This is a genomic window from Ensifer sp. Root278, from assembly GCF_001429285.1.
Lineage (GTDB): Bacteria > Pseudomonadota > Alphaproteobacteria > Rhizobiales > Rhizobiaceae > Ensifer.
Genome location: NZ_LMJJ01000015.1, coordinates 46328 through 68916, shown reverse-complemented (window position 1 = coordinate 68916; position 22589 = coordinate 46328). Strand labels below are relative to the sequence as shown.

General features: G+C 63.3%; 18 protein-coding genes. 6 read left to right on the top strand and 12 right to left on the bottom strand.

Annotated elements, in window-relative coordinates; translation table 11 throughout:
* Positions 1-172 precede the first annotated feature (172 nt).
* Positions 173-1411 (bottom strand): extracellular solute-binding protein, encoded by a 1239-nt coding sequence (locus ASE60_RS14840; RefSeq protein ID WP_057251344.1) that lies wholly within the window; start codon positions 1409-1411, stop codon positions 173-175.
* 232 nt (positions 1412-1643) lie between these two features.
* On the opposite strand from ASE60_RS14840, the gene ASE60_RS14835 reads away from it, so the two are divergent.
* The gene (locus ASE60_RS14835; protein WP_057251332.1) at positions 1644-2873 is read left to right on the top strand and encodes an ROK family transcriptional regulator; all 1230 of its coding nucleotides are present in this window, start codon (positions 1644-1646) and stop codon (positions 2871-2873) included.
* 11 nt (positions 2874-2884) lie between these two features.
* Here ASE60_RS14835 and ASE60_RS14830 read toward each other — a convergent pair whose 3' ends face one another.
* A complete protein-coding gene (locus ASE60_RS14830) occupies positions 2885-3805 on the bottom strand; it encodes a LysR substrate-binding domain-containing protein (RefSeq protein WP_057251331.1) in 921 nt (306 codons plus the stop codon).
* A 133-nt stretch (positions 3806-3938) separates the two neighbouring features.
* On the opposite strand from ASE60_RS14830, the gene ASE60_RS14825 reads away from it, so the two are divergent.
* Positions 3939-4616, top strand: a complete 678-nt coding sequence (locus ASE60_RS14825) for an isochorismatase family protein (protein ID WP_034799134.1) — start codon at positions 3939-3941, stop codon at positions 4614-4616.
* A gap of 76 nt (positions 4617-4692) precedes the next feature.
* Here the strand turns inward: ASE60_RS14825 and ASE60_RS14820 are convergent, their stop codons facing one another.
* The 10 genes from ASE60_RS14820 to ASE60_RS14775 form a co-directional block, all read right to left on the bottom strand.
* Complete coding sequence (locus tag ASE60_RS14820) at positions 4693-5946, bottom strand: Zn-dependent hydrolase (RefSeq protein WP_057251330.1); 1254 nt, start codon at positions 5944-5946, stop codon at positions 4693-4695.
* A complete protein-coding gene (locus ASE60_RS14815; protein ID WP_057251329.1) occupies positions 5943-6479 on the bottom strand; it encodes an L-2-amino-thiazoline-4-carboxylic acid hydrolase in 537 nt (178 codons plus the stop codon). The genes ASE60_RS14820 and ASE60_RS14815 overlap by 4 nt, the downstream gene beginning before the upstream one ends.
* Positions 6480-6685: 206 nt before the next feature.
* Positions 6686-9241: a spermidine synthase gene (locus tag ASE60_RS14810; RefSeq protein ID WP_244495617.1), complete on the bottom strand. Its 2556-nt coding sequence runs from the start codon at positions 9239-9241 to the stop codon at positions 6686-6688.
* Positions 9242-9307: 66 nt separating this feature from the next.
* Positions 9308-10852 (bottom strand): arylsulfatase, encoded by a 1545-nt coding sequence (locus ASE60_RS14805; protein ID WP_244495619.1) that lies wholly within the window; start codon positions 10850-10852, stop codon positions 9308-9310.
* A gap of 252 nt (positions 10853-11104) precedes the next feature.
* Positions 11105-12475: a BatD family protein gene (locus ASE60_RS14800; RefSeq protein WP_156414645.1), complete on the bottom strand. Its 1371-nt coding sequence runs from the start codon at positions 12473-12475 to the stop codon at positions 11105-11107.
* A complete protein-coding gene (locus ASE60_RS14795; RefSeq protein ID WP_057251327.1) occupies positions 12472-14043 on the bottom strand; it encodes a VWA domain-containing protein in 1572 nt (523 codons plus the stop codon). Before ASE60_RS14795 ends, ASE60_RS14800 begins: the two co-directional genes overlap by 4 nt.
* Positions 14040-15044, bottom strand: a complete 1005-nt coding sequence (locus ASE60_RS14790; protein WP_057251326.1) for a VWA domain-containing protein — start codon at positions 15042-15044, stop codon at positions 14040-14042. The genes ASE60_RS14795 and ASE60_RS14790 overlap by 4 nt, the downstream gene beginning before the upstream one ends.
* Complete coding sequence (locus ASE60_RS14785; RefSeq protein ID WP_057251325.1) at positions 15031-15558, bottom strand: DUF4381 domain-containing protein; 528 nt, start codon at positions 15556-15558, stop codon at positions 15031-15033. The genes ASE60_RS14790 and ASE60_RS14785 overlap by 14 nt, the downstream gene beginning before the upstream one ends.
* Before the next feature lie 2 nt (positions 15559-15560).
* Positions 15561-16556, bottom strand: a complete 996-nt coding sequence (locus tag ASE60_RS14780) for a DUF58 domain-containing protein (protein WP_057251324.1) — start codon at positions 16554-16556, stop codon at positions 15561-15563.
* Between the two features lie 16 nt (positions 16557-16572).
* Positions 16573-17544 carry a MoxR family ATPase gene (locus ASE60_RS14775; RefSeq protein WP_057251323.1) on the bottom strand — a complete coding sequence of 324 codons (972 nt, stop codon included), beginning with the start codon at positions 17542-17544 and terminating at the stop codon, positions 16573-16575.
* Positions 17545-17802: 258 nt separating this feature from the next.
* Between ASE60_RS14775 and ASE60_RS14770 the strand changes: the two genes are divergently transcribed.
* The 4 genes from ASE60_RS14770 (at position 17803) to ASE60_RS14755 (ending at position 22589) form a co-directional block, all read left to right on the top strand.
* Positions 17803-18774: a formylglycine-generating enzyme family protein gene (locus ASE60_RS14770; RefSeq protein ID WP_057251322.1), complete on the top strand. Its 972-nt coding sequence runs from the start codon at positions 17803-17805 to the stop codon at positions 18772-18774.
* A 43-nt stretch (positions 18775-18817) separates the two neighbouring features.
* Positions 18818-19864 carry an HAD family hydrolase gene (locus ASE60_RS14765; protein WP_082615864.1) on the top strand — a complete coding sequence of 349 codons (1047 nt, stop codon included), beginning with the start codon at positions 18818-18820 and terminating at the stop codon, positions 19862-19864.
* 460 nt (positions 19865-20324) lie between these two features.
* Positions 20325-20600: a hypothetical protein gene (locus ASE60_RS14760; RefSeq protein ID WP_057251321.1), complete on the top strand. Its 276-nt coding sequence runs from the start codon at positions 20325-20327 to the stop codon at positions 20598-20600.
* A gap of 219 nt (positions 20601-20819) precedes the next feature.
* Complete coding sequence (locus ASE60_RS14755) at positions 20820-22589, top strand: hypothetical protein (RefSeq protein ID WP_057251320.1); 1770 nt, start codon at positions 20820-20822, stop codon at positions 22587-22589.

Here is a 22589-nt window from a genome sequence, read left to right as displayed (position 1 = left end):
AACCTTCTCGGGCCTAGGGAGCCCCGTCATGCTATCGCATATTGCCCCGGATCGTCATCGACCCAAGCGAATGATGCACCAAATCAAAGTGTTAAAGCGCGTGGATGCCAGCGCTACCGCATAATTCCCGCGGTCCCCGGGCGGTTACCCGCCCGGGGCTTGGGAGGGCGGCTCAGAGGCCGCTGTTTTCGGCCGCCGTCTTCAAGGCGTCCTCAGGCGAAGCCTGGCCGAGCAGTGCTTCCTGGATCGCCTGCTGAAGCGCAGTCGAAAGTTCCTGGTATTTCGGTGTCGTCGGACGCGGATACATGGCCGCGAGGCCGAGCTTGGCGGCGCCGATCAGCTCTTCCTGGCCCTTGGTGACGCTGGCATCTTCGTAGGAAGAGGCCCAGATCGGCAGGCTGAGCTTGGCGTAGGCATTCTGCGTCTGCTGCGAGGTCATGTAGACGATGTACTTCCAGGCCTCGTCCGGGTTCTTGCTGGTCGAGGTGATGCCAAGACCCATCGAGCCGTTGACGGCGGAGACTTCGCTCTTGCCGGCAACGCCCGGCGCCGGCACGACGCCGACCTTGCCTGCAACCTTGCTTTCCTTCGGATCGTTGGCGAGGTTGTACATATAGGTCCAGTTGAGAGCGAAAGCGGCTTCGCCGTTCTGGAACACCTTGCGGACATCCTCCTCCAGAAACTCCTTGGAGTTGGGATTGGTGAGGCCCGAAGAGTAGCTCGCCACCATGTAGTTGAGCGCGTCGAGGCCGCCACCGGACGCGAAGGCCGGCTTACCGCCGTCAATGAACTTGCCGCCGTAGGCGCTGACGAGCGTGGTATAGTCGCAGATCGCGGCTTCGGCCTGCGACCAGCTCCAGGCGATCGGGGTCGCGAGCAGACCCTTGTCCTTGATCACCTTGGCCTGTTCGGCAAGCTCGTCCCAGGTCTTCGGCGGCGCCTTGATGCCGGCCTTCTCCAGGATTTCCTTGTTGTAGAACAGGTATTTGGTGTCGAGGATCCAGGGCATGCCATAGCGCTTGCCGTCATATTCGACGGTCGTCCAGGCGCCCGGCAGCACGCCGGATTTCATCTCGCCTGTGATGCGGTCGGTCACATCGACGAGCACTTTGTTGCTTGCATATTCGGCCGGCCAGATCACGTCGAAGAGCACGACGTCGTAGCCGCCGCCGGAACCCTGCGCCAGCACGGTCTTGTCGTGCAGGCCCTCATAGGGCACGAATTCGAGATTAACCTTCACGTCCGGGTTGGCCTTGGTGAAGGCCTCGGTCATGGCGCGCACATCCGCCTCGCTATAGGCGGCCTGGGCCATGAAGAGGGCGTTGAGCGTCGTTTCCGCATGCGCGTGGCCGACGAAGGAGACGCCGGCGAGGGTCGCGCAAAGCAAGGTGGTTCTTATCGATTTCAACATGATTTCCTCCAGTAACTTGAGCGTTTCAGCCTTCTTCGGCGCGCCTCTGCGATGCGCCGTATGCGAGAAGTCCGTCCGTTTCCGAGCGGCCGTCGACATATCCATCGGAGCGCCCGCAGCGGTGCTTGCCGCTGCTTTCGTTCCCCCGGAGCTCTTTTGGGCTCCTATTAAGTCAATTGTCTTGACTTATTTTTTGTTCAATATTCTAACAGTGTCAAGAGGGGTTTTTTGGATGAACGATATGCGCCTGATCCGGGCGAAGAGCGGCACCAACCAGGAGGGGACGAGCGCACACAACCGGCGCGTCATGATCGACGCGCTGCGGCTGAACGGTCAATTGTCCCGGGCGGACCTTGCCCGCGCGACGGCGCTCACGAAGCAGACGGTCTCCAACATCATCGAAGACCTGGAGCGGGACGGGCTGGTCGAATCGCTCGAGGCGGTGCGCAACGGCCGCGGGCAACCTTCGACGCCCTATCGCCTGGTGCCGGAGGGTGCTTTCGCGATCGGCCTGCAAATTGACAGGCATGTGACGCGGACCATCGCTGTCGATCTCGTCGGCCGGGTGCTCGCCCGTGGCGAGGCCAACCTGCCGGTCGGTGGGCCGGCGACAGGCGTGCGGACGATCCTCGAACTGATCGAGAAGACCCGCCGTGATCTCACGGAGATCGCGCCGCAATCGGAGGATCGCCTCGTCGGCCTTGGGGCGGCGATGCCCGGCCCCTTCGGTATCGAAGCCGACGACGACGATACCTGGATGATGGCGGCGTGGCAGAATTTTCCGTTGCTGGAGACGCTTGCGACCGGCACGGGGCTCGATGTCGGCTTGCAGAACGACGCGGCCGCGGCCGCTACTGCCGAGCGCATGGTTGGCGCTGCGCACGGTGTCGACCATGCCATCTGCATCTATCTCGGCTATGGCCTTGGCGCCGGGCTGATCCTCAACGGCGAGCTCTACCGCGGCGCCAATGGCAATGCCGGCGAGATCGGCATGATCCTCAGCCTGCCGCGTGGCGCATCGCTGGACGAACGCACGCCGCTCGAACATCGCGCTTCGATCGCCTCGCTCTGCAGGCTGCTCGACCTCGATCCCGCCGATCCTGAGCTTTACGCCCATATCGATGCGATTGCCGCCGGCCCGGACGAGCGGGTGCGGCGCTGGCTCGATGCGGCGGTCTTTGAACTACGCGCCGCCGTTCAGGCGCTCGAAACGATCTTCGACCCGCAGACGGTGATCCTGTGCGGTGGGCTTCCGCCGGGGCTCGCGCGCCTGTTGGTCGAGGCGATGATGCCGCTGCTCCCCTCGATCGCCGATCGGCGAGACCGCAGTCTCCCGCGATTGCAGATCGGTTTCACCGATCCCTGGGCGGTGGCGATCGGTGCGGCGGCAGAGCCGATCAGCCGCACGTTCGATCCGCGCTTCTCCGCGATCTTGAAAACACGAGAGCACGCCACGGTGTAATGGCGCGACCGTCAGGTTCTGGGCTCGTCCAGACGGGCAAGTTCAGCATATCCGGCGGCCAGAAAATCGAGCAGGGCGCGCACCGAAGGAAGCAAACCCCGGCGTGAGGGAAAGACCGCGTGAATGATGCCGGCCCTCGGCGCCCAGTCGGGCAGCACATCGACAAGCGTGCCATCCTTCAGGTCTTGCCGTATCACCATCTCCGGCAGTTGGCAGATGCCGACACCGCGCAGGGCGGCAAGCCGCAACGTCACCATGTCTTCGGTGGCGAGCCGCGGCCGATGGCGCACGATTGCGGTTGCGCCGCCGGGGCCCTCCAGCCGCCAGTCGTGCTCCGGGCGATCAGGGTTCCAGGCAAGGCTTGGGAAGGCGGCGAGGTCGGCCGCCATCAACGGCTTGCCGATGGACGCGAGCAGCCCCGGGCTGGCGACCAGCCGCTGCCGGCTCTCGGCAAAACGTTTGACGACAAGATCGCTTTCTTCGAGTGGCGGAAAGCGGACGCGGACGGCGATGTCGATGCCTTCGCGTAGCACGTCGGCGCGCCGGTTGGTGCTTTCGAGCACGACCTCGACCTTCGGGCATTCTGCCATGAACCGGGCGATCATTTCTGCGACCTGGAAATAGACCACAGAAGAGGGGCAACTGACATGGACCACGCCCTGTGGCTCGGATCGCATGCGCTCGATCATCTCCTGCGCCGCTTCGGCTTCCACCAGCATGGCGACGCAATGGCGGTAATATTCCCTCCCGATCTCGGTGATGACGAAATGACGCGTCGAGCGCTGCACCAGCCGCACCCCGAGCCGCTCTTCCAGAAGGCCGATGCGGCGGCTCAAACGTGAGCGCGGCATGTTCAACTTTCGGGCGGCAGCGGCAAAACCGTTCTGCTCGACCACGTCGACGAATAGCTTGAGATCGTTCAGGTCCTGCATGGGGAATTGTCCTATTTTCAGGACATTATAGCTCGATATGGCCGTCTACTGCTAGGTTTGGTGCAGGGATATCTTCTCCTCAACGCCAACCACCATGGATGGGGTGGTTGCTCAACCGAAAAGGAGCAAGACCATGACACCTGCAAACTTCAACGGACAGCGCCCGGTCATCGACCCCGATGACGCCGTGATGCTTCTGATCGACCACCAGAGCGGCCTGTTCCAGACCGTCAACGACATGCCGATGCCGAAGCTGCGCGCCCATGCGGCGGCACTCGCCAGCATGGCGACGCTGACCAAGATGCCCGTCATCACCACGGCCTCCGTGCCGCAGGGCCCGAACGGCCCGCTGATCCCGGAAATCCATGCCAATGCGCCGCATGCCAAGTACGTCGCCCGTCGCGGCGAGATCAATGCCTGGGACAACCCGGATTTCGTCGCCGCGGTGAAGGAAACCGGCCGCAAGACCCTGATCATCGCCGGCACGATCACCAGCGTCTGCATGGCCTTCCCGGCAATCAGCGCCGTCCATGATGGCTACAAGGTCTTCGTAGTTGTCGATGCTTCGGGCACCTATTCGAAGATGGCTGAGGAGATCACCCTTGCCCGTGTCGTCCAGGCCGGCGTGGTGCCGATGGATACCGCAGCAGTCGCCTCCGAGCTGCAGCGCACATGGCACCGTGACGATGCCCAGCAATGGGCGGAGATCTACACCAAGATTTTTCCGGAATATCAGTTGCTGATCGAGAGCTACCTGAAGGCGCAGCAGGTCGAAAAGGACCAGGAACAATTGGACTCGCAGCGCGGCTAAGAACGCAGGCAAGCCGTGAAACCGGTTTGCAAGCACCCACGGCAGACTGTCTGCCGTGGGTGCTTGGCTTTATCGGTCAGTGCCGGTCGAGTTCCAGGATGGTCTGGAACAGAACCTCTGCGCCACGGGCGCACTCTTCGGGCGCGGTGTATTCCGCTTCGTTGTGCGACAGCCCGTCCTTGGAAGGCACGAAGATCATTGCGGTCGGCATGATCGTCGCGATATGCGCCGCATCATGCCCGGCACCGGAAACGACGTCCGTGGCCGAATAGCCGAGCGCTTCCGCGCTGTTGCGGACGGCATCCACGATCGATGGATCGAAGACGACCGGCGCTTTAGACCAGATGCGCTTCAGTTCGGCGCGGGCGCCGGCCTTGCGAACCGCCTCCTGCAACGCACCTTCCATCTGGTCGAGGCCGGCCTCGGACGGATGGCGCATGTCGATCTGGAGTCGAACAGAACCCGGCACGACATTGCGCGAATTGGGACCGACATCGACGAAGCCGACGGTTCCGACACCGGGCGGATTTTCGCGGGCGATGTTGCGGACGGCGAGCACGATTTCGGCCGCGGCGACAAGCGCATCGTCGCGCTGCGCCATCGGCGTGCTGCCGGCATGGGCCTCGGTGCCGGTAACAGTGATATCGAACCAGCGCAGCCCCTGGATGCCGGTGACGACGCCGATCTCGGTCGCGGAGGCTTCCAGCAGCGGTCCCTGCTCGATATGCAGCTCGACGTAAGCCGCGAAGGCGGCCGGCGCGACCCGTGCTTCGCCGCGATAGCCGATGGTATCGAGCGCCGCGCCGACCGTGACGCCGTCTCGGTCGGTGAGCGCGTGCGCCGCATCGAGCGAAAGCGCGCCGGCAAAGACGCCTGATCCCATCATTGCAGGAGAAAAACGCGACCCTTCCTCGTTCGTCCAGTTGACGACCGTCAGCGGATGGCGGAGCACGGTGGAGGTTTCCTTGAGCGTGCGCAGCACCTCAAGGCCCGCAAGCACGCCGAGGATGCCATCGAACCGGCCGCCCTGCGGCTGGGTATCGAGATGGCTGCCGACGGTGATCGCCGGCAACGACATGTCTTCGCCCGGATAGGTCGCGAAGATATTGCCGATGCCGTCGATCTCGACCGTGCAGCCGAGCGCCCGGCACGCGGCGACGAACCAATCGCGGACCTCACGGTCCTCCTCTGTCAGCGTCAGGCGGGTGACCCCGCCTTTATCGGCGGCGCCGAAGCGTGCGGTCGCGACGATGTCGTTCCACAGCCGGTCGCCGTTTGTAACCGGCGTGTTGATGCGCTTGGGCTCAGTGCGCAAGGCTTCGGCGCTCATTTCGGCTGCTCCGGTGCGTCCTTGTTCAGCTTGTAGCGGAAGTCGCAATGGGAGGCACCCTGCATCACCGTCTGGGTGCGCTCCAGCGTGATGCGCGGATCGTAGCCGGTACAGAAGACGCCGTCGCGGTTGCAGGAAAGCAGGTGCCCGATATGGCCGAGCCCCATCTCGCGATAGGTTTCGGCGTAGCGACAGCGCTTCACATTGTAGTGGAATTCCTCATCCGTCGCCTTGGTCACCTCGATGACAAGCGCGTCGTCCTGCGTCCAGAGGTCCTGCAGTTCCTGGAAGGTGCGCAGGTTGGTGCCGCCAGGCGTCTTTGCCGCAAAGGTCCTGCCGGCTTCGATCGCGGCCTTGGTGATCGCCTTGTCGAGGATTGCTTGCGCGCGCTCCTCGCCGATCTCCTCGCGCATCGCCTCATAGATCGGCGCGATGATGCCGGCCTCGATGCGGCGGCGCGCGAGTATGCCGATCTCGCCATCCATTGCCGCCCGCGAGGTGGTTTCGGTGTTTTTTTTGTCCGTCTTTTCCATGGAATGCCTCCCTGTCTGCCACAGGGCAGAACAACGGCGGCAGGATACTACGTGGGCAATGCCTCTGTGTTGCAAATCTGTGCCGGAGGTATTTCGCGTCGTGCAAAAATTTTGCGCTATTCCGCGATTATGCAGGAATCAATCTTAGCCCGACCGATGCCACGCGAACTGCAGTCGCGTGGGGGCCCGGATTCGGCTGTGCGCAATCAGCGCTCGCTGCTCGAAACGAACCAGCGGTAATAGGGATTGTCCGGCTCCACGCGCATCAGCAGTTCCATGTCACGCGCCCATTCGTCGCGATAGCCGGCATAGGCGTTGAGCGAAGCCTGATAGAACAGCATTAGCCGGTTGTGGGCGTCCGCTACGGATTTCTTGAACGCCACGTCCGCTCCGACGAGCGGTGCCTTGCTGCGCAGGCCGACCACGGCTGGGAGTGTGCGCTGCAACTCGCCGGGACGAACCCAGCTTGCATATTCGATCCGCGGCTGGTCGTCGGTGACAGGCTGCGCCGATCCGGCGTAACGATCAAGTCCGGCGCGGTCGGTCATCCAGGTCGCGAGCAGGTCGGCTGCACCACCTATGCCGACTTCCTTGAACGCCGCGGCGACGGACGGGTCGGCCATGCGTTTGGTGATGCGCGCGACGTCGAGCGCCTGTGGTTCGACGGAGCCGATGAGCAGCATCTCGTGCAGTTCCGTCGACCAGAGCGAGGCATGCGGGAAACTGTCGAGGAAACTGCGCACGAGCGCGCGCGTGTACTCGTCGTTCTGGGTGGCGATCGGCAGCCATTGCGCAACAAGACCGTTTGGCGCGAGGCGCCCACGCGCCAGCTTGTAGAAGTCGGACGAATAGAGATTGACGACGCCGGCAGCCGATGGTGGTGGCGGTTCCAGCGTGATGAGATCGTAGCGCTCCGCGCTTCGCATCAGTTCGCGGCGACCGTCCGCGACACGCACTTCGAGGCGGCTATCCCCTGCCGCGTTGAAATTGCCGGCAAACAAGGTCGAGGCGCGGGCGACCGACGGCAGCAGTTCGGCGGCGACGCGTCGGTCGAGGTCGGGATAGGCGAGCAATGAGCCGGCGGTAATGCCGGTGCCAAGCCCGATGACGAGCGCCGATTTCGGCTCGCCCTTGTGGATCATGAGCGGCAAGAGCGCCTGCAGCCGCATGTAGCGCAGCGACGGCATGGCGTCGCCGGTGTTGGAGACGCCCTGGATATAGAGGCGGCGGAAGCGCCGGTCCGGCTGGCCCTGTTCGATGACGGCGACCGTCGCACCGAGGCCCTCCTCATAGGAGACGATCGTGCCGTTGCCGCGTGAGAGATTGAGCAAGGTGGCCAGCCGGTCCGATGGCACCATCACGGCGATCAGCACGGTGACGACGCCGAGCGCTGGCGCCGCAAGGCGCCAACCCTTCCAGCCGGTTGCCCCGCGGCTGGCTGCGATGACGCCGATGATGGCTGCGGCGACGGCGAGAACGGCGAAGCTTCTGACGATGCCGAACGACGGAATCAGCACGAAGCCGGTCAGGAGCGTGCCGGCGATGCCGCCGAGTGTGTTGAGCGCCAGAACGCGCCCGGTGTCGCGACCGACATGATGAGGATCGACGGCGAGCCGCAGGGCGACCGGGAAGGCGGCGCCGAGGATCAGCGTCGGGACGAAGACGATCGTGAGCGCCGCGACGAGGAAGCGTGCGCACATGCCGGCAAAGATGCTGCCAGTGATACCGGCAATGGCTGCTTCCGCGCTGGCCTGCAACGCCGTCAGCCAGGGGCCGAGCAGGGCAAGCTCGGCCAGCGCCACGAGGCCGGCCAGCGTGATGAGCAGGCCGAAGGCACTCCAGGGATCCGACAGGCGGTCGGTCCGGCGCGCAAAGAGTGCGGCGCCGAGCGCCAGCCCGGCGAGATAGGTGGCAAGCACCACCGAAAAGGCAAAGGAACGGGTGGAGATGAATTGCACGATCGCCTGCGACCAGGCGACCTCATAGCCGAGGGCGATGCCGCCGGCGATCGCGTAGAGGGGCAGCGCCAACCTTGAACCACCGGTGCCCTGCGACGGTATCGACATATCAGCTTGCGCGTCTTCGCGGATCCCGGTCGTGCTTAGCGAAAGTGCGATCGCCGCGGCGCCAAGCCCGAGGCCGGCGGCCGCAAGGCCGCTTGCCTGCACGCCGAGAGTGGGGATGAGGACGAAAGAGACCGCAAGGCAGCCGAGGATGGCGCCGAGCGTGTTGGCGGCATAGAGCCGGCCGCCCTTTGCGCCGACGCCTCCCGGCGCCCCTTTGAGCGCTCGTAACAGCAAGGGAAGGGTGCCGCCCATCAGGAAGGCGGGGGTCGCGACGATCAGGATCAGCAGGGCCCAGGCGGCGAATGCTGTGGTGTCCTCGATTGCGACGAAGAGCGGCGCGATATGGGAAAGGATGAGGGTGACGCCGGCGCCGAGCACGGCCACACCGGTTTCGAGCAGGGCATAGAGGCGGAGCGGCTGTCGGGAGCGGTCGCCAATGCGCCCGAGGGCGAAGCTGCCGAGCGCCAGGCCGAGAAAGAAGGCGCTGACCCCGGTGCTGACCGCATGGACATCAATACCGGTGATGAGCGAGAGCTGCTTGATCCAGAGAACCTGGAAGATCAGCGCCGCGGTGCCGGAGAGGAAGAGCATGAAGGCGGCGATTGCCGGCGCGACGTGTGCCCGCGGTCTCGCCAAAGGGTCTTCAATCGACTCCTCGTAGGCGATCGTTCGAGCGGGCTGAATGTTCTTCGTCATCGCGGCACGCCATTCTTAGCAAAGGTGAAAGAGAAGGCGGTGCGGGGCGCCGCCTTCTCGAGAGCGTTACTGTGCCGGCTGGGTCTTCGCCAGGATCTCGTCGATCTTCTGGTGCACGCTTTCTTCGATCTGGTCGACTGAGAAGCTTGCCGGCTTCTGGCTTGGCGGATACGCGACGAAGGTTTCGAGGAATGCCGCCGATTTCCCCACCGCTTCGGCGAAGAGATAAGCGTTTTTCGTCCGCCAGTCGTTGTACTGATCAGAGACGATATCGGCCCGCTCGTAAGGGTCCATGCGCAGGTTGAAGATCTTTGGAACGCGCAGGCAGGTGAAAGGATCCTGCCAGACGTCGAAGCCACCGGGCTTGCGCATTTCGCAGAAGACGGCTTTCCAATTGTCCCAGCGCATGCCGACGAGCTTGGCGTCGTCATTGAAGTAATAGAACTCGTTGCGCGCGCTCTTCGGCTGTTCGCCGGTGAGGTAGGGCAACTGGTTGTAGCCGTCGAGATGCACCTTGAACGTCTTGCCGCCGAGGTCGGCGCCCTTCAAGAGCCGCTCCTTGATGTCCTTGTCACCGGCTGCTGCAAGCAGTGTCGGGAACCAGTCGAGACCGGAGAACATGTCGGTGGAGACGCCGGGCTTGATCTTGCCCGGCCAGCGGACCATCGCCGGGACACGGAAGGCGCCTTCCCAGTTGCTGTCCTTCTCACTGCGGAACGGTGTGGTTGCCGCGTCCGGCCAGGAGAACTGGTTCGGGCCGTTGTCGGTTGTGTAGACGACGATGGTATTGTCGGCGATCTTCAATTCGTCGAGCAGGTCCAGAAGCTTGCCGACATCGTTGTCGTGCTCGATCATGCCATCGGCATAGTCGTTGCCGGGCATACCGCTCTGGCCCTTGTATTGGTCGCGCACATGGGTGAAGAGGTGCATGCGCGTCGTGTTCATCCAGGTGAAGAAAGGTTTCTTCGCTTCCGTCTGTTTCTTGATGAACTCTATCGCTGCGGCGGTCGTCTCGTCGTCGATCGTTTCCATGCGCTTGCTGTTGAGCGCGCCGGTGTCCTCCACCTTGCCGTCGGCGAAGGAATGCAGCACGCCGCGCGGCGCGTAGGACTTGAGGAACGCGGGATCGTCCTTCGGCCAGTAGGGCCGCTCGGGCTCCTCTTCGGCATTCAGGTGATAGAGGTTGCCGAAGAACTCGTCAAAGCCGTGGGCTGTCGGCAGGAAGCGGTCCTGGTCGCCGAGATGGTTCTTGCCGAACTGGCCGGTGGCGTAGCCGAGCGGCTTCAGCGCCTGGGCGATCGTTACGTCACGGTCTTGAATGCCGACGGGGGCACCGGGAACGCCGACCTTGGACATGCCTGTGCGCAGCACCGTCTGGCCGGTGATAAAGGTGGAGCGGCCGGCGGTGCAGCTGTTCTCAGCGTAATAGTCGGTGAACACCATGCCGTCGCGCGCGATCCGGTCGATATTCGGGGTCTTGTAACCGACGACGCCGAAGGAATAGGCGCTGATGTTGGTCTGGCCGATATCGTCGCCGAAGATCACGAGGATGTTCGGCTTGGCGGCATCCTGCGCAAAGGCCGACGGTGCCGAAGCGGTGATGGTCGACATCAGCACGGTGCCGGCGAGCGCCAGCGCTTTCGGCTTCATCGACCGCTCGACGGCGCACGCCGCGAGCCGCCCAAGCCTGGTCTTCAAATCGATACTCATTTCAAGTCTCCCTGAGGCCGCAAACAAATCGCTCTCGGAATGCAGGCAAAGTTTCGAATTTACCGATGCAATCTTCGCGGGAATGCGACCTCAGGTAAGTACGTAACAGTTACGAAGGCACGGAGGACGCGTAACGCGCCGCCTCACAGGGCTTCAGCGGTTCTGCCGCAAGGCGCTGTCGAACACCGGGTTGAGCTCGGGCAATTCATCAACCGCTTCGTCGCCGTCGTCGGAGAATTCTTCCAGCCAGCGTCGTCGCGCCGACTTCAATCCACTTCGCAGCCGGGAGAAATCTGGTCGCTCGTGGTGGAATTGCGGAGTGCCGTAGCGGCTCTTTCGGTGCCGAGCGAAAGCGACCCTCGTCTCCGGGTCGGCAAACCGGTCGAACCATTTCGCAAGCGGTACATTGCCGGTCTTGCGCGACCAACGATCGAGTGCCGCGTCCAGCCGCGCTCTGTCGTGGTCGCGGCAGGCGTCGAGAACATGGCGGAAGGCCGTCTCCTCCGACTGCGCCTTGCGCGTCATGGCCGCATCGATCCAGGTTTCCAGCCGTCCGAACAGATTGGCGGCGAACTGGATGACAATGGCGACGGCGAGAACAGTGGCCGTCGCGAAGACCCACCAGAGCCAATCGAAGGGTTCCTTTGTCGGCGGAGGAGCGGGCGGCGCGATGGCAAGCTTCGTTGCCGGCCCGGCACCGACGACCACTTCCGCGCCATCGGCCTCAGCGGTTTCGGCCTTTCCGGTCTGAGGATTGAACCACTCCAATGTGATTGCCGCCAGAGAGAAGGTGCCCGGCTCGGCAAAGACGTAGGTTGCAGTGTCCTTGCGCAGTCCCGCGGCGATCTCGCCGCGCGGCGTGCGTTCCTCGGAGAGTACCGGATCGTGCTGATAAATCTGCACGCCCTCTGGAGCCTTCAAGCTGGGCTCGGGGATCATCATCGGCGCGAGGCCGGCCGCGCGGGTGGTGACCGTGCGCACAAGCGCATCGCCCGCATGCAGGCCGGCTGGGTCGCGGTCGAATGTCTGCGTGATGGTGATTTCGCCAGCGGTGACGCCGGGCGTGCCGCCGGCACTTCCTGGTACCGCTTCCACGGTAAATTTGAGCCGTGGTACGGTAACCTTACCCTGTGTCGTTTGGCCCGGCACGGCGGCATAGCCAAAAGGGATCACGATTGTCGGCAGGGCGTAATTACCTGCCGCCTGTGGTGTGATCACATAGGTTTTGCGGATGCCGGAAAAGGCCTCGCCATCGACAGTCTCGTTGAGGTTCAAGCCGCGGTCGTCGGGCATGGTGACCACCGCACCCCGAAGATCGAACAGCGGAAACTGCGGCGGCGTCAGGAAGTAGTTCGGCACGAACACGTCGATGTCGATCTCAATCTGCTGCCCGGCATAGATCGTGCCCTTGGTCGCGAGCGTGGCGCGCGCGAAGGGGTTGGCGGCGAGCGCTTCGCCCGAAAGCCAGAGCGACAGGCCAACGAGCCAGACCAGTAACCGAGGCATTCGGGGCAAGGCACTCACGGTGTCGCCTCCTTTGCCTCGATCGCGAATTTACGCGCGAGCAGCTCGGCGGGCGAGACCTGGATGTTGCGCATCCACATGTCCGCCGTCTGTGGTCCACCCTGGATCGTCGCCTCCGTGCCTTTCTTGCCCTTTTCGTCGAACTGGACCTGGTCGGGGTCCATGCCCGCCTGTTCCTGCTGTGCGTCCTGTTCCTGCTTGTCCTTGTCGGCCTTGAATTTTTCGGCAGCCGCCAGGTTCCTTTTCGCGTCCGGCCAGTCGGGGCGGCGTTTCAATGCCTGCTTATAGACGGTGATCGCCTCTTCCGCCTTGTCGAGGTGCATCAGGGCGTTGCCCTGGTTGTAGTAGCTCTCGGCCGTATCGGTTTCGGCAAAGGCGTCGATCGCATCCTGGAAACGGCCGGCCCGGTAGAGCGCCGATCCGCGCCAGGTGGGATCGGCGAATTTTTCGGCCGCACCCTGGAAGTCGCCCTGCTCGAAGGCGCGACGGCCCTGCTGGTCCGGCGTCAGCCAGAGATCGAGGAAGCGGTTATCGGCCGCCTCCGCCCGCTCGTTGCTCATGAGCAGGCTGATGGCGAGCAGATAGACGGCCCAGCGCACGGTCCAGCCGCGCCGGAACCAGAACAGCCCGAAGACGGCGACCGGGATCGTCAGCCACCAGCCGGCATCGTGCCAGCGGGTCAGCCCCTCGGCGGTCTTTGCGGCAAAGTTGGTCTGGATGCGCCTGACGATCCAGCGCACGTCGGCATCATCAGCTGTCACGGTGGCAACCTCGGCCTTAGATGCGGACTGCAACGCCTTCAGGCTGTCGACATCCAGCTTGGAGCGAACATGACTGCCGGTCGCGTCGGTCAGGAACCCACCGTCGGCTGTCTTCACCGGGCCGCCTTCTACCGTGCCGATGCCGAGCACCATCACCGCGTTGCGGCCCTGATACTGGCTGAACGCCTGAAAGGCGGAGCGCTCGACCCCGTCGGTCATGAACAGGATCGTGCCAGGCGCGGTTTCATTGGCCAGGGCTTTCTCGACCTCCTGCAGGGCCTTTGCCGTATCTTTGCCTTCTACCGGCATGATCTGAGGCGAGAGTGCCGCGAGATAGGTCTTGACCAGTGCCGCATCGTCGCTCAGCGGCAGCACCATATGGGCGGAGCCGGCATAGGCGAAGAGCGCCGTGCGCGAACCCTTTCTGAGGCTCAAAATATCCTGGACCTTGAGCTTGACGCGTTCGAGCCGCGTCGGCGAGATGTCCGTCGCGTTCATGGTCGGGTTGAGGTCGATGGCGATCGCCAGCGGCGCGGTGTCCTCGACGAAGGGCGGGCGCTCGCGCTGCCAGGTCGGACCGGCGGCAGCAATGGCCGCAACGGCGATCAGCGCTGCGGTGATGTGTACGGGCTGGAGGCGCCGCTTGCCACCCTTCTCGATCAACAGGTGATCGAGCAAGTGCGGCGCGATCATGCCTTGCCATTGCGAGCGGACATCGCCGCGCCGGCTGACGAGGTAGACGAGCAGGGGGGCGGCGAGCAGTGCCAGCAGCCAAAGCGGTCTCAGGAAGTGGAAGTCCGCGATCATGGCGCTGCCTCCTGCCGCCGGCGGCGCTCGGCAAGCGAAGAGAGGAGCCACATGATGGCGTGGTAGGCGAGGACGATCAGCAGTGCTGCGCCAAGCGGGTAGTGGAACAGTTCTATCCGCGGCCGCCAGGAGAGTGTCTTCTGGTTCGCCGGTGTCAGTTGATCGAGCAGTTCATAGATGTTCTGCAGGCCCGCCTGGTCCTGGCCGAAGAAGTAGCGGCCCTTCGTCGTCTCGGCGATACCCTGAAGGGTTACCGTATCGAGCTTCTGCTCGCCTTGCGCACTGGGGTCACCAATCCCCACGGTGTGGATCACCACGTTCCGGTCGGCGGCGATGCTGGCGGCCTTGTCGGGCGGCATCTTGCTGGCGGTGTCGTTGCCGTCGGTCAAGAGGATCATCACCTTGTCGGGCGCGGTGCTGGCGTCGAACATCTTGATCGCGAGCCCAATCGCGTCGCCGACCGCAGTGCGCGGGCCCGCCATGCCGGGCAGGCTGGCGGCCAGCATCAGCTTGACCGTCTTGTGGTCGAGCGTGAACGGCACCAGCGGATAGGGCGCGTCACCGAAGGCGATCAGGCCGAGCCGGTCGTCCGGCCGCCGGTCGATGAAGTCGGCGACAACCTTGTGCACCGCCTCGACGCGGGTCTGCAGATTGCCGGAGGGATCGCGAAAATCCCGCGTGTCCATCGACTGCGAAAGATCGATCGCCAGCATCAGGTCGCGCTGTGGCTCGGTCTTTTCGATTGGCGGCTCGACATATTGCGGCCGCGCCAGCGCCACTACGATCAGGGCCCAGCAGATGGGCGCAATCACCTTCTGGCCGAGATTGGTCCTTGGGACGACGGAGCCCTCGGTCGGCCCGAGATTGGCGGCGGCCGTAATGTCCTTGAAGAAAGGTATTCTGACGGCGGCCGATTGCTCGCGGTAGGGCGGAAGCAGCCCCCAGACGACGAAGGGCAGAGGCAGAAAGATCAGCGCCCAGGCGTGGTCAAGCACGTACATGGTGCGCCTCGATCCAGTGACGTGCCGCGGCGGCATAGGTCCGCGCTTCGGGTTCCGGGACGGCGCAGAGCGCCGCGCTGCCACGATATTCGGCTTCCTCGAAGAAACGCGCCGAGGTGATCGTGAACACCGGGCCGCCGGAATGGGCATCGAGGAAGCCGGTCCATCCCGTGCCATGGAGCCCGGCTATCGTTTCGCGCGGCCAGAGCACCAGGGCGGTGCGCTTCAAGAGGACGGGTAAAGCGACGAGCGCCTCGCCGCGGGTCGCGGACGCGGCGAGGCGTCCCTCGATTTTCTTTAGGTCGGCGAGCGCTTCGCGACGGTAACCATTGGCCTCCCAGCGCCGGTACCAGCGCCAGCATGCGAAGGCGATCAGCAGGAGTATGACGCAGCCGAGCGCCGCCCAGGCCCAGGTCTGCGGCATCATCGAGACGGGCTGAGGCATGGCGATGTCCGCGAGCTGCCGAAGGGTTGCCTCGAGCAACGGGTCTTTCGCAGGGGCGGCCGTCGCCATCGCTATCGCCTCCGTTGCCGGCTGGCGAGCTGGCCGAGCATGGTGCGCAATTGTGGCGCGACCTCCTCGGCGGCGGAAATCGGCAGCATCGGCAGGCCGAGTTCTTCCTGCCAGGCGCGCAGTGCCCGCCCGCGTTTTCTGGCAAAACTGTCGATCGCCTCGCGGACATTGCCGTGGGCGAATTGCACTTCGGCCTGAAGCAGGCCGCCGCTGAAGACGATATCGCCCTTGCGTGGCAGTTCGAGCAGGAAGGGATCGTAGATGAGAACGGAGATCACATCGTTGTGGGCCGAGAGCTTCAACAGCATGTCGCGGGTTTCGAGGCTGTAGCCGTCGAAATCGCTGATGACGATGACTAGGTGGTCGTGCCGGGCAATGTTGGCGACGGTCGTGAGGACGACGTCAAGCTGCTCCGCGCCATGCGGCGCCTGCGAACCGGCCTGCAGCGCCGTATTGTGGCGAACGATGCTGTCGGCAAGCCGGACCACCGCCTCGCGGCTGCGGTAAGGGCGCACCTCGGTAACCTCTTCGTCGCCGAAGACGAAGCCGCCGACACGATCGCCGAGCGCCAGCACGCGCCAGGCCGAGAGTGCGGCGACTTCGGCCGCCGCGACTGACTTCATCGCCCGGCGGCTGCCGAAGAACATGTTGATGCGCTGGTCGACGAGGATCAGGGCCGGCCGGTCCTTCTCTTCGTCATAGACACGGACGACCGGTTTGCCGGTGCGCGCCGTCACCCGCCAGTCGATCGCGCGGATGTCGTCGCCCGGGAGATAGTTGCGTAGCTCCTCGAAGGAGAGGCCGCGGCCGCGCATGCGTGATTCATGGCGACCGGCGAGCAGTCGCTGCACCGGCGCCTTGCGCAGGAAGGTCAGGTCTCGGGCCATGGCCTCGAGGCCGACGAGCGTGTCGACCGAGGTATAGACGCCGGTCGTATCGACCTGGCGGGGTTTTACGATGCCGCGGGAACGGGCGAGAGCCGGCAGGGATATGGCCATCGGCAAACCTCCATCCTCAGGCGACCGCGACGAGTTCGACGATACGGTCGATCACTTGGTTGGCGGTGGTGCCGCCGGCATGCGCTTCATAGGAAAGCACCAGCCGGTGGCGAAAGACGTCGTGCACGGTGGCCTGCACATCGTCGGGGGTCACGAAGTCGCGGCCGTTCAGCCAGGCGTGGGCCCGCGAAACCTTGTCGAGACCGATGACGCCGCGCGGGCTGACGCCGACCTGCAGCCATTTGGCGAGATCCTTGTCGACCTTGTCGGGGTAGCGGGTCGCCATGACGAGCGCGACGATGTAGTTCTCGATCGCTTCGGAAACGGTGATCGCCGAAATCTCCTGGCGCGCTGTGAACACTGAATCCTGGGCGAGTTTTTCCGTCGCGTGATTGTTGGATTTTTCGTGGATTTCCTCGGAACGTACGAGCCGCATGATGTCGGCTTCCGACGTGGCGTCGGGATAATCCACCTGGATATGCATGAGGAAGCGGTCGAGCTGTGCCTCTGGCAAGGGATAGGTGCCTTCCTGCTCGATCGGGTTCTGGGTCGCCATCACCAGGAACAGATCCGGCAGCGTGTGGCTCTTGCCACCGATGGTGACCTGGCGCTCCTCCATCGCCTCGAGCAGGGCCGATTGCACCTTCGCCGGCGCACGGTTCACCTCGTCCGCGAGGATGAGGTTGGCGAAGATAGGGCCTTCCTGAAAACGAAACTCGCCTTTGCCGCCGTCGGAAAAATAGATCTCCGACCCGGTGATGTCGGCGGGCAGGAGGTCGGGCGTGAACTGGATGCGCGACAGCTCCGCGTCGAGGTTCTTCGCCATGCTCTTGATGGCCCGGGTCTTGGCGAGCCCCGGCAGGCCTTCGACGAGCAAGTGGCCGTTGCTAAGCAAGCCCAGCAGCAACCGCTCGATCATGCCTTCCTGGCCGATGATCGCATCGCCGATGCGCTTGCCGAGTTGCTCGATATCGTCGCGTGCACCCATGAATTCCTGCTCCCTCTGCCTCTCCGGCAGCATCAGTCATCATGAAATTTTGGCAGAGCTTATTGTTAAATCAGGCCAATTGGAAAGAACGTAACAGTAACGAAGACCCCCGCAAGGACCACATTTGGCCGATTTTCATCGTGGCCACGAGGTTTTGTTTGCCATCGTAACGGTTACGTACTTTGGGCCGGCGAGGAATGGCGTTAGCTTGGACCGGTTTGGTGGTCGAACCCGCCACCTTCGGGAGATGGAAACCGCATGCAAGTTTCGCCGAAGATACCGCTTCTCAACGAAACGCCGGCAGCAATCAGCGCGCGCGAGCCGATCTGGATCGAAGGTGGCACCTTCGTCATGGGGTCGGACAAGCACTATCCGGAGGAAGCGCCGGCGCATCCGGTCAAAGTGGACGGCTTCTGGATCGACGTGGCGCCGGTGACCAACCGGCAGTTCGCCGCTTTCGTCGAGGCGACCGGCTACGTCACCGAGGCGGAGAAGACCCCGGACCCCAAGGATTATCCCGGCGCCCTGCCGGAGATGATGCGCGCCGGCTCGGTGATCTTCGATCCGCCGAAGCGGATTACCAGCAACAGCCCGTCGCAATGGTGGAACTTCAAGTTCGGTGCCGATTGGCGGCGGCCCTATGGGCGGCAGAGCAATATCCGCGGCAAGTTCGATCATCCGGTCGTCCAGGTCTCCTATCTGGATGCCAGGGCCTATGCGGAATGGGCGGGCAAGGACTTGCCGACGGAGGCGGAATGGGAGTTCGCGGCAAAGGGCGGGCTTGAGGGCGCGGAATTTGCCTGGGGTGACGAACTGGTGCCGGAGGGGCGTTTCATGGCGAACACCTGGCATGGCATGTTCCCGACGGAAAATCTCAGACCCGACGGCTTCGAACGGACCTCTCCGGTCGCAAGTTTCCCACCGAACGGCTACGGCCTCTACGATATGATCGGCAATGTCTGGGAATGGACGAGCGACTTCTGGTCGACCAACCATCCGGCGCCGGCGCAAAAGAGCTGCTGTATCCCTTCCAATCCGCGCGGCGGCGACAGGGAAGCAAGCTTCGATCCGAGACAACCAACGATCCACATCGCCCGCCGGGTGGTGAAGGGCGGCTCGCATCTCTGCGCGCCCAACTATTGCCGCCGCTACCGGCCGGCGGCGCGCCATGCGCATGAGGAAAACGCGGCGACCACCCATATCGGGTTCCGCTGTATTCGGCGGCCCTGACCCTGCCAGGGGTTTCAAATCGTTCCCGCAAGGAGGATGCGTGATGACGGCAATTGCGATGCGATCCAATTCCACGCCGAGCCGGCGCCGTTCGCGGCTCGTCGGTCTCCTGTTCCTGCTTTCCACGGCGTTCGCCGCTCCGGGCGCCGTCGTCGCGGCCGATGCGCCCGCCGACAATCTTCCGTCCTGGAATGATGGCGAGGCAAAGACGGCCATCGTTGATTTCGTCACGCGCGTGACCAGCGAGAACGGGGCGGATTTCGTGGCGCCGGAGGAACGGATCGCCGTCTTCGACAATGACGGCACGCTCTGGACCGAGCAGCCGAACTATTTCCAGGGCATGTTCGCTGTGGATCGCGTCAAGGCGATGGCGCCGGAACATCCGGAGTGGAAGGATAAGGAGCCATTCGCATCGCTGCTCAAGGGCGACATGGCGGGTGTCGCCGCCTCGGGCGAGAAGGGCATCGTCGAACTCGTGATGGCGACCCATGCCCGCATGACGACGGATGCGTTTACCAAAACGGTCAAGGACTGGTTTGCGACCGCCAAACATCCGCGCTTCAACCGTCCCTACAACGAGATCACCTATCTGCCGATGCGTGAGCTGCTCGATTATCTCCGGGCAAACGGTTTCAAGACCTACATCGTCTCCGGCGGCGGCATCGAATTCATGCGGCCGATGACCGAACAGATGTACGGTATCCCGCCCGAACAGGTCGTCGGCAGCAGCATCACAACGAAGTATGACCTCGACGGCGATACGCCGGTGCTGACACGCGAGCCCAAGATCGACTTCATCGACGACGGCCCGGGCAAACCCGTCGGCATCAACACGTTCATCGGCCGGCGGCCGATCTTTGCGGCCGGCAACTCCGACGGCGACTATGAGATGCTGCGCTGGGTAACAGCGGGCTCCGGTCCACGCTTCGGCCTGATCGTGCACCATACGGACGGCGAGCGCGAATGGGCCTATGACCGGCAATCGCCCGTCGGCAAGCTGGACAAGGCGCTGACCGAAGCCGAACAGAGAAACTGGCTGCTGGTCGATATGAAACAGGACTGGCGCAAGATCTATACTTTCGACAAGTAAGGAGCGGACAATCAGCCCCTTTGGTTGCGCGCCCATGTAGGTCGACTTCGCCTGCGACGTTCCGGCCGACGGATTCTAGTCTTTGAGGAGTTCCGGAGACGATGACCTACGGTTCGACAAAGGCGTCCAAACCGGTCTGTCATCGATAGGGATCGCCTTGGCGATACCGGGACCTGCTGAGGCATAAAGCTTGTCATATCCAAGGACGAAACTCGGATGATCATATCGTCGGCGTCAAGACTATCGGGGCAAAGTTACTGTTACGTACTTCCGAAACGGAGCGTCTGTTGTCACCTTAACCATCGAGGGAGAGGTCCGGTCCGGCTGCCAGTTTTGGTTGAGCGCTCGGCGGGCTGATGTGTCGTCACGGTCCCGGAGAAAATGATCCTTGAGAAATGGTGCACCAGCGTATCGGGCTGGCGGCAAGGTCATCGATTGTCGATCAGGCGGGTAGAAAACAATGCCCAACGCGGCCGTACAGCGCGGACTTCTGAAGCTCATGCTGAAGCTTCCGGCGTTGCGCGGTCAACTGCAACTGCTGAGCGTCAAGAACCTTTCTCTTTCCAACCTCTGCGAGGCCTATGAAGAGGCGAGCTCCATGCTCGACCGGCAACGTAAACTCGATCCGCTGGATCATTCGATGATCTCGGAGTATGAATTGATCTGTCGCGAGATCGAAGAAGAGGTAATTTCCATCTGTATCATCGATTCAGGCCGCGAACCTAATCCATTGTGATTAACAAATAGCCTTATCGGGTTCATACATTTCATGTAAAGCCCTTGAAAATTCTGTGGGATTTTCAAAAGGTTCTTGCTCTATTTTGAAATGACTCATTTCCTTCGTGAAAATGTTTTGTGATGGCGCAATATTTTGCTTTTCGCCACTGCGGCTCTCGTCTAGAGTTCGTCTCGCGTTTGCACTCTCTTTGGGGTTGTGGGCAGTTGGGAGCGCATCATGGAAGCCAGAAATGCGGGTCAAGCAGCTCATTGTGCCGTTGCCGAATGTGACGCACGCCCTGCACTTGATCGTATTCTTGCCGATAATCAGTTTCATGCCACTGAGCGCCACCGGAAACTCCTGCGCTACCTGGTCGATGAATTCTTCGCTGGCCGCTCGGGGCAGGTCAAAGCCTATACCATCGCGATCGACGTTTTCGGTCGGCCGGCTTCCTTTGATCCGGCAACCGATCCGATCGTGCGTGTCGAAGCCTCGCGCCTGCGCGCCGCGCTGACGCAATATTACGAGACCGTCGGCGATAAGGCGGGGCTTCGCATCGAGCTTCCCAAGGGCAACTACGTTCCGCATTTCGTGGTGAGCGACCGCTCACCGGACGCGTCGGAAATCGCAACGGCTCTCAAGGCGTCGGCGAGTGAGCTGGAGGAACTGGTCGACGTCGCTTCCGCCATCGTCCAGCCGAAGCGTCGACCGTTCGGTCTGATCGCCGTCGCTGTCGCAGGGACGGCGGCAATGGCCGGGGCTTTCTATCTCTCCGTCGTCGAGCGCCTCCCGTGGCAACCGGTGCTTTCCGCCAAGCCGACGATCGTCATCGACGTTCCGGCGGCCAGCGGAGCCGGTGCCGAAGAGCAGAGGAGGGCGGGCGACTATCTGGTCCACGCGCTGTCGCAGTTCTCCGCGGTGCGCACTTTGGCGCAAGCGCCGGCGCCGGGCGTCGATGTTGCATCGGTCACCGGCTGGGTCGCGTCGGCACCGCCGGTGAAGCTGCAGGGGAGCAAGGAGTACCGGCTCTCGGTCGCTTACAGCGCTGACGTCAAGGAGCATCAGATCTCGTGGCAGGTTGTCGATGCGCAAAGCAACGAGGCGCTCCGAGCGGGTACGGCGAAAGCCGATATCGACAGCGGTGACGCACGAGCAGTTCAGGAAAAACTGCTGGCTCGGCTCGCCCGATCGCTCGCCGGCGAGGAAGGTGTCATCGTCAGCCTTGAGGCGGCGCGGCAGCTCGTGTCACCGTCGATCGGCTACGGTTGCGTGCTTCTTGCCGATGTCGCGCTGGCGCGGATCGACCCGGAAGGATTGGCTTCGGCACATGCCTGCCTGGAGCAATCGGTGACCTATCAGGCGACAGACCCTGACGTCCTTGCCAGCCTGGCCACGGTGCTGGTGGCGACCGGCGAGGCAAGCGCCTCGCCGACGGTGGCGGCGCGGGCGGTGAAGCTCGCTGATAAGGCCGTAGCTCTCGCACCGCAATCGAGCCAGAGCTACATCGCTCAGATGCAGGCGCGCTTCGCCTCAGGCGACACGGAGGCCGCGTTCATGTCCGGTCGCCGCGCCGTTGCGCTCAATCCGCTCGATGATGCCATTCCCGCTCGGCTCGGTCTGCTGCTCTTCGTCAGCGGGCAATATTCGGAGGGCGTGAGTCTTGCGCGGGTGGCGGAAATGGGCTGCGAATATGTGCACCACGACGCGGCGCTCACGCTGGCGCTCGAAGACTACCGAAACGGCAAATACCGCGAAGCACTGACGCGTGCGCGCCAGCTCGCCAATCCCGCCGACACTGCCGTCAACCTCCTGCGGATGGCGGCGGCAGGTCAACTCGGCCTGACGAGAGAGGCCACGAGTGCTCTTGACGGCTTACAGCGGAACAAGGCTGGCTCGATGCGGTCGATTGAAAGCGAACTCGCCGCGCGTGGTTACACGCCCGAACTGATCGCGCTTCTCGATGATGGTCTTGGCAAGGCCGGCGTCCGCCTCGCCAGCCTGCACTGA